This window comes from Paenibacillus sp. EKM10P (genome assembly GCF_011800655.1).
GTDB lineage: Bacteria > Bacillota > Bacilli > Paenibacillales > Paenibacillaceae > Paenibacillus > Paenibacillus polymyxa.
In genome coordinates, this window is sequence record NZ_JAALET010000001.1 from 299,261 (window position 1) to 313,542 (window position 14,282).

Sequence of the window (14,282 nt, forward strand, 5' to 3'; positions counted from 1 at the left end):
AGATGAAAATAGCGATAGCACATGATTACTTAATCCAAATGGGCGGAGCGGAAAGGGTAGTAGAGGTATTCCATGATATGTATCCGGAGGCTCCCATCTTCACAACGGTGTTCAGCGACGAGCGCCTGTCGCGCAACTTGAAGGATGCGGACATTAGAGCCACTTGGCTACAAAACGTCCCAGGAGTGAAGACCAATTTCAAAGGAGTGCTGCCGCTGTATCCCATCGCTATCCGTGATTTTGATTTTAGGGATTTCGACATTGTTTTAAGCTCCAGCAGCGCATTTATGAAAAGCATCCAGGTACCCAAACATACGTTTCACATTTGTTACTGTCACACACCGATGCGGTTTGCCTGGGATTACGATACATATATGGCCCGGCAGTCCAAATCCAACCTGCTCAAAAATATGCTAAAGCTGTACATGAACAGGCTGAAAACATGGGATGCCAAAACTTCTCGCAACGTAGACCAGTTTATCGCCAATTCTTCCGTCGTCAAACGGAGAATTCTGCACTATTACCAACGGGAGGCAGATGTTATTTTCCCTCCTATCAATACATCCCGTTTCAAACGTGCTACAAGCATCGGTGACTATTATTTGATCGTATCCCGATTGGTGTCTTACAAGCGCATTGATCTCGCGATCGAGGCATTCAAACGTAACGGTCTCAAGCTGCGCATCGTTGGTGAAGGACCAGATCGTAAACGACTCGAAGCCATGGCTGGCCCGAACATTGAGTTCCTCGGCAGGCTTGAGGACGAAGAGGTTAACAAGCTGATGGCCGAATGCCGGGCGCTTGTCTTTCCGGGGGAAGAGGACTTCGGTATTACGCCTTTGGAGGCGAATGCGGCTGGACGGCCAGTTATCGCTTTTCAGGGCGGGGGAGCGCTGGATACGATTGTTCCTCATGTGAACGGCGTATTTTTCCGCAAGCATCAGGTAGACGATGTGCTGGAGGCCGTCGCAAAGGTCGAGCAACATGCATGGAATGTGGACGATATCATTACCCATGCCCGCAAATTTGATGAAGATAACTTCAAGGATCAATTGAAAAAGTATGTAGAACAAGCCTATGTGAACTTTCTAAAAGGAGGATGAACGGAATGAAGCTGGCTGTAATCGGTACTGGATACGTTGGACTCGTCTCGGGTGTGTGTTTTGCGCAAAAAGGTAATGAGGTGATTTGTGTCGATCTGGAGCAGTACAAAATCGACATGTTGAATCGGGCAGAATCTCCGATCTATGAACCGGGTATTGAGGAATTGATCGCGTTGAATCTGGAAGCTGGCCGTTTGGAGTTCACCTCGGATTTGGCCGATGCGGTACGTCGCTCGGATATCGTTATTTTAGCGGTAGGTACGCCTTCACTGGCTAACGGCGAGGCGAATTTGTCTTACATTGAACAGGCGGCTGCCGATGTCGGCAAAGCCATGAACGGGTACAAGATTATTATGACCAAGAGTACCGTACCTGTCGGAACGAACGAAAAGATTAAGGACGTAGTGGCTCGACATACGAGTTTGTCTTTTGATATTGTATCCGCGCCGGAGTTCCTGAGAGAAGGCTCAGCCATCAATGATACGCTTCATCCAGATCGCATCATTATTGGTTTGGACAATACAGGTTTGCGTGAAACAATGGTCACTCTGCATCAGGTATTCACGGATAAAATCTATGTGACCGATATCCGCAGTGCTGAAATGATCAAATATGCCTCCAATGCGTTCTTGGCAACTAAAATTTCGTTTATTAACGAGATTGCTAATATTTGCGAAAAGGTTGGCGCGGACGTTACCTGTGTGGCAGAAGGTATGGGCATGGACAAACGGATCGGTTCCTCTTTCCTGCAAGCAGGGATCGGATACGGGGGCTCTTGCTTCCCGAAAGATACGAATGCGCTCATCCAAATTGCGGGTAATGTAGACTATGAATTTAAGTTGTTAAAATCGGTGGTCGAGGTGAACACTGACCAGCGCTTTATGATTGTATCCAAGCTGCGTGAATCGCTGGGTCAGCTAAACGGCGTATCGATTGGCATTTGGGGCCTCGCCTTCAAGCCTAATACAGATGACATCCGCGAAGCTCCAGCACTGGAAATCGTAGAAACGCTCATTCAGGCAGGTGCTATTGTCAAGCTGTATGATCCCATTGCGATGGATAAATTCAAGGAGCGCGTGGATCACCCGAATATTATATGGTGCTCCTCCCCGCAGCAAGCCGCCGAAAGAAGCGACGCTGTGTGCCTGCTGACGGATTGGGAAGAGTTCAAAGAAGTTGATCTCGTGCAACTGGGCTCTATTCTACACAAGCCAGTTCTGATTGACGGTCGTAACGTATTCACCGAGGAACAGATTCAAGGCTCTGGACTGGAATACTACTCCGTGGGTCGTCCGCGGATGAGTGGATGGAACAGAGATAAAGTGGAAGTTTAAAAAGTAACAGATTAAAAAGTGACTGTGGTGATGTGGGAGGCGCTGAAGGCGCTGCGCGTGCAGATTGTTCTTCCGATTGCTGTTACCCCCGGATTTTCTGGATTGTATAAAACATTCAAAGGTTAAAATCCGGGGATAAAGGCAAACGCTGACGCTTCTTCAGAACAATTCTGCCCGCTCCGCTGCTTTTGCCGCACCAAGTCACGATGTTTAATCTCCCATCTTAGGGGATGGGAGTAGTAAGGGCGTATCGGAAGGAGCGGCACAGTTGAAGCCGCTCCTTCCGATTAAGGCGCCATGCGCTGTACCGCGGCGCCCCTGTGGAGCAAGCCTACCATGCGGATACGCTATGTTGCTCCTGCGGAGCAAAGCTGCCATCGCGGTTGTCGCAGCAATCTTGGCAAGGCGTTACGAAACCTCGATTACTAGAAGCTTGCAAGCCCAGCGGGCAAGCCCCGAAAGTGTGAGATTTTAACAGGCTGACCAGACTTAATAATGTCCGGTCGTGCCTTTTGCACCACAAGGTATGATCGATATGATGCATTTTTGAGTAGCGCAGGAATAGATTTGAATCTGGAGAAGCGGAGCGTTCGCCTTTGACGTGGGATTCTTACATATAAATGTCTTACACAATCCGAAGAATCCCACGGCAACAGCGATCGTAAGATCAAATCCATACCGTAGCGGGTAGCAACTCATCATCAGAACGATCACCCACACATAATAGAGAGGAAGTGGAGAGTTATGAAGCTCGTACTTTTGTCTGGTGGTTCCGGTAAAAGATTATGGCCGTTATCCAACGATTCCCGTTCCAAACAGTTTTTGAAGGTACTGGAGAGCCCGGAAGGGATTTCGGAATCCATGGTGCAGCGGGTATGGAGACAATTGGGAGACAACGGATTATCCGAATCCTCGTTTATTGCGACAGGGAGAGCGCAGGTCGAAATGATCCAGAGTCAGATCGGATCGAATACGCGCATCATAGTTGAGCCGGAACGCAGAGATACCTTTCCTGCGATTGCGCTGACAGCGACTTATCTATATTCCATTGCGGGTGTTTCGCCTGATGAAATTATAGCTATATTGCCTGTAGATCCTTATGTAGAGGATGCTTTCTTTGCTTCCGTTGCCCAACTGGAGCATACACTTCAGGAGAGTGAAGGCAAGCTTGCATTAATCGGGGTTGTCCCTTCCTATCCTTCAGAGAAATACGGTTATATTATTCCGAAAAACGATGCCACTCAAGGTAGCACAGGCTACCGCGAAGTGAGCCATTTTCAAGAGAAACCCGACCGGGAGCAGGCGGAGCGTCTGATTGAACGCAATGCTCTATGGAACTGCGGGGTTTTTGCATTCAAATTAAGCTATTTGCTGGATATCCTGGCATCCAAGGGTTTGCCGCTGAATTATGAAGAAATGCAAAAGCAATACGCATCTCTGGAGAAAATCAGCTTTGACTACGAAGTCGTTGAGAAGGAGAAGGACATTGTTGTTCTTCCTTATGATGGTTTTTGGAAGGATTTGGGCACCTGGAATACGCTCACAGAAGAAATGTCTAATCAGCAAGTGGGCAGAGGTGTAGTAACGGAGGATTGTGTTAATACAAGCCTTATTAATGAGTTGGACATTCCGGTAGCGATCATTGGAACGAATGATCTGATTGTAGCCGCTAGCCCAGATGGTATTCTTGTGACCAATAAGGCAGAAAGCCCACGCATCAAGGAAGTGCTCAAGGCTCATGATCAGCGTCCAATGTATGAAGAACGTCGTTGGGGGCAGTATCGAGTTGTAGACTATGTAAAGTATGACGAGGGTAATGAGGTACTGACCAAACGAATCCGCGTACACAAAGGTAAAAATATCAGCTACCAGCTTCACTTCAAACGAAGCGAAATCTGGACCATTATTAGCGGCGAAGCGGAAATTATTTTGAATGAGAAGCTGCACAAAGTGAAGGCCGGTGACGTAGTCCGTATCCCTGAAGGAACCAAGCATAGTATTTTGGCTGTAACCGATGTGGATTTTATAGAGGTGCAGACTGGCACTGAGTTGGTTGAAGAGGATATTGTACGCTTTTGCATGGATTGGAATGAAATTGCCCGTCATCAATTTATCTCATAATCGTTTTCGTAAAAACGAAATAAAGAAGATTTGATGAAAATTTATAGCCCAAACTGTCGAAATTGGGCGAAAACCTGTAAATTCATGAACATGACCTATTAAATTTTGGTAAAAAAAAGTCGATACTTAGGTTAAGAAGGAATCCAAACTCCTTCCAACGATAAACGCAGCCCTGTCGAAAGGCAGGTACGCAAAGCTAAAGGGCCTTCCCGTAAGGATGGCAGCCTGGCTACCGAAAGGAAGAGCAAAAGTGAGATTCAATTTTATTCCTCTGTATCGACTGATACGTCATGTACTCCCCGTAGTTATAATTTTTTCTTTGTTTCCCGTCGGATTTGGTGATTCTCTGTCTGTGGTGAATGCCGCTTCATTACAACCTGTTAATTCGGACGCTTGTACTCAGGCCCGTGAACTATACAATTATTTACTCAGCATCTCTGGAAAGAAAACAGTCACTGGTCAGCATGATTATTTGGAAAGTCCAGATGAATTAAGCAACAAGGTCCAAAAAATCAGCCAGGCGTATGTGGGTCTGCACGGCTATGAGATGGGAGCCATCTCTGGTCAATCTGACGCTACAGAAGCAGCACAACGTAAAAATGTCGTCGATAGCGCTATTCGTTGGAGTAGAGCAGGTGGCATTGTGACGATGACTTTTCATGAAGCGCTGCCGGGTAGACCGCTGACTTGGGCCAATGTGCAGGCCAAAGTAAGTCAGGCGGAGTTCAATAAATATGTCACACCAGGCACTGCGCAGTATAACCTCCTCATTGCCGATCTGGATAAGGTCGCTGTATCGTTAAAGCAGCTTCGTGATGCAGGGGTTCCGGTATTGTGGAGACCTTATCACGAAATGAATGGTGACTGGTTCTGGTGGGGAAACAAAAACAATTTCAATCAGCTATGGAATATCATGTACGACCGTTTTGTTAACACGCATCAATTGAACAATCTGCTGTGGGTGTGGAGTCCCAATGCTCCCAATTCCTACACTGTCCCGTATACCCCAAAATATCCGGGGGATGACAAAGTGGATATTTTGGCAGTAGACATCTACAACAATGATTTTAAGCAAAGTCATTATGAAGGACTGCTCGAGTTGGCACGGAATAAGCCGATTGCCATTGGCGAGCACGGTGAGATACCTAGTTCTGAGGTGTTGCAGGCTCAGCCAAAATGGGTGTATTCCATGACTTGGGGCAAGATGCTGACCGAGAATAACACAACCACTCAAATACAGGATTATATGAACGATGCGAAGAGTTTGACACGGGATGATGTGAAAAATGGGCTGGAGGCCATCCAACAACCCGGAGATGTACCGACCTTACCGGATGAGGGACAAAGTGAGCCTCTCCCAGCTCCACCAGTAGTGATTGCTCCTCCAGCTCCGACTCCTCCTTCCGTTCCTGATGTAGTATATGTGAACGGGCTACGGGGCGAATATTTCAACAATATGAATGTGAGCGGCAGTCCTGTTTTGATCCGTACAGACAGCAAGCTGGACTACAACTGGCGTGCCATTGCTGCTGATCCAAAGGTAAATGCCGACCAGTTCTCGGTTCGCTGGACGGGTAAAATCAAGCCACAATACTGCGAGACCTATACGTTCACAACCATATCCGATGATGGTATTCGTGTATGGGTAGACGGCAAGTTAGTGATCGATAGTTGGTTCAAACAAAGCTGGACAGAACGAAAAGGCAGTATCGCTTTGGAAGCAGGTAAAATGGTAGATCTAAAAGTAGAATACTATGATGAAAAAGGCGATGCGATGGCACGTCTGATGTGGGAAAGTCAGCATGAAGCGAAAGCGGTGGTTCCCGGAAACGCTTTGTTTCTTCCTTGATAGATACTCTTTCCCGGTCAAAAATTTTGAGGAGAGAGGGTGTATCATATGATGAAAAAATGGTTGACCCATAGGTATACGGTCGTATTATCCGGATTACTAGGGGTCGCAGCTCTAGCCATGATCGCTTGGTTTATATACACGCCTTCAAAAAGTGTAGAATTGCAGACAGATAAGGTAGCGGCGGCCAGTCCAGTATGGAAGCTGGGCCAGAGGGATGACTCCTCAGCGGAATTTAAAGGAGTGGTCGGTAGGGATAATATCGATATTTCTGCAGCAGCAGCTTCTTCCGAATTATCTGCTAAAGCAGCATTTTCGGCGTTGTCGGAAGCAGAAAGTACAACAGTTCCGGTATTGCTCAGCAGTGGAGATATTCCTCCCGGTTTGAATGCATCCACGAATCCAGAACTAACACTTCAATATAAGCTGAATCAGGTTCCTCCCAATGGTATGATATTCCGTGTTCGGATTTTGGATGCGGGCAAAGCGGTGCCGCAGATGGCTGTCTTTTCAAATCATCAGCTGTCCGGAATTATTCAGATTGCCGGGGTATCCGGTACTGGGAGTACCTATAACTTCAAAAATAACTACGAGCTGTATATCCCCAAAGAACAATTGCAAAGCGGTGTTAACGTACTCAAGCTAAAGACAGCGCGCTGCCTATACTGCTCCTCTGCAGAAGATAAAAATGTGTGGTGGACTTGGGATGACTTGAGCTTGGAGACGTTAGCTTCCCCTGCGGCCGAACCGGTACATGGGAAATATATACTGACTGGTACGAATGTAAACAATAAAGAATTTTATTATGATCAGGGTGCAGTTAAGCATCTACCATACGTGCTCAAATGGCTGGGAATTGCCTATAGCGGCAACGTCATGAGGGTCACCTGTGCCAGTAATGTGGGCAAGGCATGCACAGACGTGGATGATTACTATCAAACGTTAAAGCAGTATAATATGCAATCGTCTGCTTTGTATCTATATACAGGTGATATTAAGCTGCAAATAGATGGTACTCTGCCAGAGACGGCCAAGCAAAAGTTGCGCGATTATGTAAAAAAATATGGTTCATACCTTCAATATTATGAAGTAGATAATGAGCCTGGATTGTTTAACCGTTCCAAGGCAGTAGACCTAGCTGTGGCTAAGTGGTTGAATACGGAAGGCAAGCAATTGGCACCGCATCTCAAAACCGTAGCGCCGGGCTGGGCTTACTGGCCGACTTATTCTACCAAGGCGTGCAAAAATCAAACCGGAGGTACGCAGAAATGCGGTGATCCGGATGGATGGGAACGGGACCCAGCGCAGCGTAAACAGCTGGAGGAAGTCACCGACCTGACCAACGGACACGCCTACGGTGAATCGTATAATGAAGAGGGCGGGGGCAGCTTCGTTCAGAATTTGAAAACCTTCGGTGGTTCGAGCAACGGACTGGCGAAAAAGATGCTAAACACGGAGTTCGGTACTAACGATACGCATCGAGACAATCCTGATTACGGGGCTAGTCAGCCACAAGCAGCTGCATTCGATCGGATTATGCGATCGCAAATCGGGTTTGCCGATATGTTTATCCAGCACGCTGCTTTTTATAAGGATTACACGCTGTTTAAAACAGGCTTTGATCTGCAAAGCCACAATCCGGCTAACACGGAAATCTATCCGTTTGGGCAAGGGCAGGACACCCGCGTTAAGATCATGAGACGCTTAAGTCTAGCCTATGCCACGCATGGCAAACCGCTGACTTATACCATACTGAATCCAGAGGAAACCAAGGATAAGATGGTTTATGTTCGCGCGGTGGATACGTCCAAGCTTAAACCGCTGGCAGGTAGCGGCGCTACCTCGAACAAATTGCTGGTGAACCTAGTGAACTTCGAATCCACTACGCAGACCGTTCGTGTACGGGTGACGATGCCAAAAGCTGGTTTGTACACGGGGGAACGTTTTGGGGCGGGTTCCACCTACAGTCAGGCGCAGCGTTCCATATCAGGGCTGAAGGCTTCTCCTGCCCTTGATTTTGAAGAAAAGCTGGGCCCTGGCGAATCGGTACAATATATTTTGGAATTAAAAAGTACAGATCAAACCACGGCCTCTGCCCCAACAGAGGTGAAAGCAGCCTCTATTCAGGATGGGGTGGTAAAGATTAATTGGCTTCAAGCAGAAGGCATATCTTCCTATGATGTGCTGCGTGCTGACCGGACAGACGGTGCCTATCAGGTGATTGCCTCGCAAGTAGAAGGAAGCACGTATACGGACCGCACTGTAAAAGCTGGAAGTCATTACGTCTACAAAGTCCGAGCGACCGGAGGTACTCAGGTTTCTCAGGCAGCCGAGGTCGCTTAGTTACACCGGAATGCATGTAGGACCTTACCTAATGAATATCTAATATCATTTCGAAAAAAAACAAAGAAGAACCTATCAGGAAAAAATAGGACCTGACAGGTTCTTTTTTATTTGTAAATCGTTCTGAATTGCCAATACTTTACGTATAATGGAGAAAAAAATAAGAAAATCCTTTTATATTCTCGTCATAAGACGACAACATTGCAGCTATGTATTCATATATAATAGTTTTGTTCATGACTATACATACATGGTTTGTAAGGAATTTCTTTCCGGTGACCAAGAATAATAAAGTGAGGTTAATGCTGAATGAATAAGGAAACAGAATTAGGGGAGAACAGCCCTCTTATTCAAAACAACGCACGAAAAGCAGGCAAAGCGGCTATCCACTTGGACATACGGAACATTTTGCTCCAATGTGGGATCACGACACCGGAATGGCTAAATGGCGATGTAGATGATATCAAGTGCCGGGAGGACAAGCGCATGTAAATTTCAGTTGCTGGTCCTACTTGATCCAAACACCGAGCAGTAGCGCTTTCATTATTCCATCATTCGTTCCATTCGAACAAACGCGATAAAGCGCTTGGCTTCTTCCTCAGTCAAGGTGCGTCCGTCAATCGTCAGGTTAAAACGTCGCAGAATATCCTCGTCGGACAGTTCAAGCTGATCCACAAATTCCCTCACACCTGAATCTAATATGGCTGTCGGCTGGCTCGTACGTCCCACCAAATAATCGATGGTTACCCCGAAAATATCAGCGAGCTTGGTCAGGATCTCAAAGTCTGGCTTGCGTCTATTTTTTTCATAGTGAGAAAGAGCCGCCCGCGTAATTCCGAGGGATTGTGCTAATTCCTCTTGTTTTAATCCCTTATGTTCTCGTAATTCAGCGATGCGGGTTCCATAATTCATCTGTTTTTCCTCCTGAAGGCAAGGTTAAGAAAGGTAAAAAGAGCAATTTTACGCTTGACAAGATACAATTTGTATCATAAATTAATTATGTAGGTTACATAACGTATCCTTATTTCATAGTTTTCACTTATATCTTCATTTATATACCCTTAAGAGGCCAACGATGATTGAGCATTGTGTGCTTATTCGCTGGCTAGACCTTCTATGCGCTATTATACAACATTTTACTATAGATTAGAGGGTCATGCATCGTTCTTTTCCCCGTCATGCAGAGGATCAGTACAAGCGTTATTCATCGAAAACAAGTCAAGCAGGGAGGACTGGTCTTGTGCAGTTGAAAGAGTACATCCGTTTGATCCGCAAAAGAATGTGGTTGATTGGTAGCATTGTACTGCTGGTGTGTACTGTAGTAGGCATAAAAAATGTATATTTTACCCCGCAGGTTTATGAAGCTACCGCCAAGCTCATTATTAATCAGACGCCACGACCGGACCGTGCAGGTGTCGTCGATTACAGTGTGGTGCAAACCAATATAGCTCTAACGAACTCCTATAAGCAAATTATGATCTCCTCGGCGATTATGGATCAGGTGGTCGCCAGCTTCCCCGATCTTAAGGTTACTCCGTCAGCTTTGGCGCAAAAATTAAGAGTAAACACCGCAGGTGATTCACAGGTCATGGATGTTACAGTCCGCGATTTATCGTATACGAAGGCTGTGAAAACCGTCAATGCGGTAGCCAAAGTATTCAAACGGCAAATCCCCTCTATCATGAAAATGGACAATGTCACCATCCTAAGCGAAGCCAGTCTGAATGACCCAGCAGTTCCCGTGAACAATAATCCCGCTATACAAATTTTTATTGCTTTTACCATTTCTTTATTACTGGGCATAGGCTTGGCGTTTTTGCTGGAGGTATTGGATGATACATTTAAAAATGAGGAGGATATTGAAAAAGAACTCGGTCTGCCTACCCTATCCCTGATTACAAAAATGAAAAAAGAAGATAGACGCTCTGACAGCTCTACTACAACTCCTAAACAGGTAGGTGAGGGACAATATGCCGCGATTAATCAATAATCAGCTTGTTACATCCTTGCATGCTCAGTCTTCCGTGTCGGAGGAGTACCGCATGCTTCGCACTAACATCCAGTTTTCCTCTATAGACGAGCCGATTGAGGTGATGATGGTGGCGTCCGCTCAGGCGGGTGAAGGCAGAACAGTCACGATTAGCAATTTGGCTGTAACCTATGCGCAAGAGGGAAAAAAGGTGCTGGTTATGGATATGGATCTGCGTCGGTCCTCCTTGCATCATATGTTTGGTTTGCGCAATCATACAGGGCTGACACGGGTACTTGCCAATCAACAGACATGGCAGGATGTGGTTCAGGAAACCGGGATTGATCATCTGCATGCAATCACAGCTGGACCGAATCCACCCAATCCGTCCGAGATGCTCAGTTCCCGTAGAATGAAGGCTCTACTAGTTGAGCTCAAAGAACATTATGACGTGATTCTGATGGATACGCCACCCCTGCTGCCTTTTCCGGATGGCCTCATTGTAAGTGCCATGTGTGATGGTGTCATTTTGGTAGTACAGGCAGGGAAGGTCAAAAAGGATGTCGTTAAGAAGGCGAAGGCAAATTTAGAAAGAGTTAAGGCGCGCATTCTAGGTGTAGTGCTCAATAACGTGAAGCGCCGCGCCGAGCGTGGTATGGAGGAACGCAATCTGACATGAATAAATCGGGGAAAATAAAAGTATATAAGATTCTTTTAACAATGAATAAATAATACTTATCAATAAGGAGTGAGGTGATGAGACGTGTCTTCTTCCCGCTCGAACGAGGCCAAAGTGCTGGGCGCGTCAGTAGATGTATATTCGGTCGCTCATGGGCTTGAACGACGACAAGGATGGAGCGTATATCCGTTCGTGAAGCGAAGTATGGACATTATCCTGTCTTTTATTGGAATCATCGTACTGTGCCCGGTATTTCTGCTCGTCATTTTGTTGATCAAGCTGGAGGACCCCAAAGGAAGTGCATTATTTTATCAAATACGTATTGGTAAACATGAGCGACCGTTTCGCATGATCAAATTTCGTTCCATGGTGTCTGATGCCGAAGCCAGATTGTCTGCATTGCTGGTGGAAAATGAAATTGAGGGTGCGATGTTCAAAATGCGGGACGATCCCCGAATTACCCGTGTGGGTCGCTTTCTTCGCAGAACGAGCATCGACGAACTACCGCAACTCTTCAATGTACTACGTGGGCATATGAGCCTTGTAGGCCCCAGACCCCCATTGCCAAGAGAAGTCCATGATTACACCATGAGGGATAAGCTGCGTCTGACGGTTACACCGGGCTGCACCGGATTATGGCAGATCAGCGGTCGCAATCATCTAAGCTTTGACCAGATGGTAGAACTGGATTTGGAGTACATATCTAGACGCAGTTTCCGCACGGATATGATCATCATGCTGAAAACATTTCGTGTGCTGCTGGGCTCCAAGGATGCTTATTAAAGTCAATTTTAATAAAGAGGGGTAGGAGAGAAGGATGGAGCTTCATTCCAACATCTATGTGGCAGGACACAATGGGCTGGTGGGTTCCGCTATTGTTCGAGCGCTTCAGAAAGCGGGATATCGTCATATTACTACTCGCACAAGCCATGAGCTGGATCTGCGCAATAAAGAGGCCGTAGATCATTTTTTTGATACAGAGCTCGTGGATTATGTATTTCTGGCAGCAGCCAAGGTGGGCGGGATTTTGGCAAATAACGAATATCCAGCCGATTTTATCCGTGACAATCTACTTATACAAACAAATGTGATTGATGCGGCATACCGGAAGAATGTAAGCAAGCTGTTATTTCTAGGCTCTACCTGTATCTATCCCAAATTTGCTCCACAGCCGTTGCGAGAAGAATATCTGCTTACAGGTGAGCTTGAGCCTACCAATGAGGCCTATGCGGTTGCTAAAATTGCCGGGATTACAATGTGTCAGTCCTACAACCGTCAGTATGGAACCCGTTTTATTTCGGTGATGCCTACGAATTTATATGGTCCGGGCGACAATTTTGATCTCCAAACCTCTCATGTGCTGCCTGCGCTGATCCGCAAGTTTCATGAGGCTAAGCTGAATCAATCTCCAACTGTAGAAGTATGGGGCTCCGGTACGCCTCGGCGAGAATTTCTTCATTCGGATGATTTGGCTGATGCCTGTCTATTTCTGATGAATAACTATGAGGGGAATGAGATTGTAAATATCGGTGTGGGTGAGGATATTTCCATCCGTGAGCTGGCTGAACGAGTCAAAAATGTAGTCGGCTATGAGGGCGAAATTACTTTTAATACATCCGTTCCTGACGGAACGCCGCGTAAGTTGGTAGATGTATCCCGGATTTCCGGGCTAGGCTGGTCGGCGCGTATTTCACTAGAAGAAGGATTAAGGTCTGTATACCAGGCGTTTCAAGGTCTGGATCTGGTTGAACAATAAATAACGGTGGGGGAATTGGAATGAAAAAAGCGCTGATCACTGGGATTACCGGACAAGACGGGTCTTATCTGGCTGAGTTGCTGCTGTCCAAGGATTATGAGGTGTACGGGGTGCGCAGACGAACCAGCACACCGAACTTTGAAAATGTAGCGCATATCCAGAATGACATTCACTGGCTTTCCGGTGATATGACCGATCTGGCTTCGCTGATCGAAGCCGTCCGTCAGTCCGACCCGGATGAGGTCTATAACTTGGCTGCTCAATCCTTTGTAGCGGCCTCATGGCCGCAGCCCTTGGCTACAGGGCAAATCACAGCATTATCTGTTACCAATATGCTGGAGGCGGTTCGAATTGCCAAGCCGGATGCACGCTTTTATCAGGCTTCAAGCAGCGAGATGTTCGGTAAGGTACTGGAGACGCCGCAGACAGAAACGACCCCATTTTACCCACGTAGTCCTTATGGTGTAGCCAAGGTGTACGGCCATTGGATTACAGTCAACTACCGCGAAAGCTTTGATATGTTTGCTTGCTCCGGTATTTTGTTCAATCACGAATCACCTCGCCGAGGGCTGGAGTTTGTAACACGCAAAGTGTCGGATGCAGTAGCTCGTATCAAGCTGGGATTGCAGCAGGAGCTGCGCATGGGGAATTTGGATTCACTGCGAGACTGGGGTTTTGCAGGGGATTATGTAAAGGCGATGTGGCTGATGCTTCAGCAGGATCGACCAGATGATTACGTGATTTCTACAGGAGAAATGCATTCTGTGCGTGAACTGCTGCAAATTGCTTTTTCTCATGTAGGTTTAAATTACGAAGATTATGTCGTGATTGATCCGCAATTTGTTCGACCGGCAGAGGTAGATCTATTGCTTGGCGATTGTGCCAAGGCGAAAGAAAAGCTGGGCTGGCGATTGGAAGTCGGCTTCGACCAGCTCGTTCGTATGATGGTGGATGCAGACTTGGAGCGTGTAAAAAGGCAGGCTGCAGTTGAAGCTTCTGTCGTCGTGTAAGAGGTGGAGAGGCCGCCCGCCTGGCCGGGGGGTCTCTTCGTTGTACATGATTTCAGCTGTATGACAGATCAACAGATCATAAAGCAATGTTTGAGGTCATTTTTCAAGATGGAGTAGA

The 14,282-nt window shown here is 46.7% G+C and carries 12 protein-coding genes and 1 riboswitch; of the genes, 11 read left to right on the plus strand and 1 reads right to left on the minus strand.

Features of this window, described 5'->3' with window-relative positions; translation table 11 throughout:
• The first annotated feature begins 2 nt into the window (after positions 1-2).
• The 6 genes from HFE01_RS01070 to HFE01_RS01095 all read left to right on the plus strand — a co-directional run bounded on the left by HFE01_RS01070 (position 3) and on the right by HFE01_RS01095 (position 9,242).
• Entirely contained in the window at positions 3-1,103 is a 1,101-nt protein-coding gene (locus HFE01_RS01070) for a glycosyltransferase (protein ID WP_025364260.1), read from the plus strand.
• A 5-nt stretch (positions 1,104-1,108) separates the two neighbouring features.
• Positions 1,109-2,437, plus strand: a complete 1,329-nt coding sequence (locus HFE01_RS01075; RefSeq protein ID WP_016821249.1) for a UDP-glucose dehydrogenase family protein — start codon at positions 1,109-1,111, stop codon at positions 2,435-2,437.
• 744 nt (positions 2,438-3,181) lie between these two features.
• Positions 3,182-4,558: a sugar phosphate nucleotidyltransferase gene (locus tag HFE01_RS01080; protein WP_167438290.1), complete on the plus strand. Its 1,377-nt coding sequence runs from the start codon at positions 3,182-3,184 to the stop codon at positions 4,556-4,558.
• Between the two features lie 155 nt (positions 4,559-4,713).
• Positions 4,714-4,795, plus strand: a riboswitch (cyclic di-GMP riboswitch).
• 13 nt (positions 4,796-4,808) lie between these two features.
• Entirely contained in the window at positions 4,809-6,407 is a 1,599-nt protein-coding gene (locus HFE01_RS01085; protein WP_167438289.1) for a glycosyl hydrolase, read from the plus strand.
• Between the two features lie 48 nt (positions 6,408-6,455).
• Positions 6,456-8,750: a PD-(D/E)XK nuclease family protein gene (locus HFE01_RS01090; RefSeq protein WP_167438288.1), complete on the plus strand. Its 2,295-nt coding sequence runs from the start codon at positions 6,456-6,458 to the stop codon at positions 8,748-8,750.
• Positions 8,751-9,059: 309 nt separating this feature from the next.
• On the plus strand, positions 9,060-9,242 hold the full coding sequence (locus HFE01_RS01095) for a hypothetical protein (RefSeq protein ID WP_167438287.1): 183 nt from the start codon (positions 9,060-9,062) through the stop codon (positions 9,240-9,242).
• A 51-nt stretch (positions 9,243-9,293) separates the two neighbouring features.
• Here the strand turns inward: HFE01_RS01095 and HFE01_RS01100 are convergent, their stop codons facing one another.
• Positions 9,294-9,662: a helix-turn-helix domain-containing protein gene (locus HFE01_RS01100; RefSeq protein ID WP_167438286.1), complete on the minus strand. Its 369-nt coding sequence runs from the start codon at positions 9,660-9,662 to the stop codon at positions 9,294-9,296.
• Positions 9,663-9,990: 328 nt separating this feature from the next.
• Here HFE01_RS01100 and HFE01_RS01105 point away from each other — a divergent pair, with 328 nt between their 5' ends.
• From HFE01_RS01105 to gmd, 5 genes are all read left to right on the plus strand, one after another.
• Positions 9,991-10,740 carry a YveK family protein gene (locus HFE01_RS01105; protein WP_016821243.1) on the plus strand — a complete coding sequence of 250 codons (750 nt, stop codon included), beginning with the start codon at positions 9,991-9,993 and terminating at the stop codon, positions 10,738-10,740.
• On the plus strand, positions 10,721-11,398 hold the full coding sequence (locus HFE01_RS01110) for a CpsD/CapB family tyrosine-protein kinase (RefSeq protein ID WP_016821242.1): 678 nt from the start codon (positions 10,721-10,723) through the stop codon (positions 11,396-11,398). Before HFE01_RS01105 ends, HFE01_RS01110 begins: the two co-directional genes overlap by 20 nt.
• Positions 11,399-11,482: 84 nt before the next feature.
• Positions 11,483-12,181 (plus strand): sugar transferase, encoded by a 699-nt coding sequence (locus tag HFE01_RS01115; protein WP_016821241.1) that lies wholly within the window; start codon positions 11,483-11,485, stop codon positions 12,179-12,181.
• A gap of 34 nt (positions 12,182-12,215) precedes the next feature.
• Positions 12,216-13,154, plus strand: coding sequence for a GDP-L-fucose synthase family protein (locus HFE01_RS01120; RefSeq protein WP_167438285.1), 939 nt, complete (start codon positions 12,216-12,218; stop codon positions 13,152-13,154).
• A 20-nt stretch (positions 13,155-13,174) separates the two neighbouring features.
• The gene (gene gmd, locus HFE01_RS01125; RefSeq protein WP_025364263.1) at positions 13,175-14,164 is read left to right on the plus strand and encodes a GDP-mannose 4,6-dehydratase; all 990 of its coding nucleotides are present in this window, start codon (positions 13,175-13,177) and stop codon (positions 14,162-14,164) included.
• Positions 14,165-14,282 lie beyond the last annotated feature (118 nt).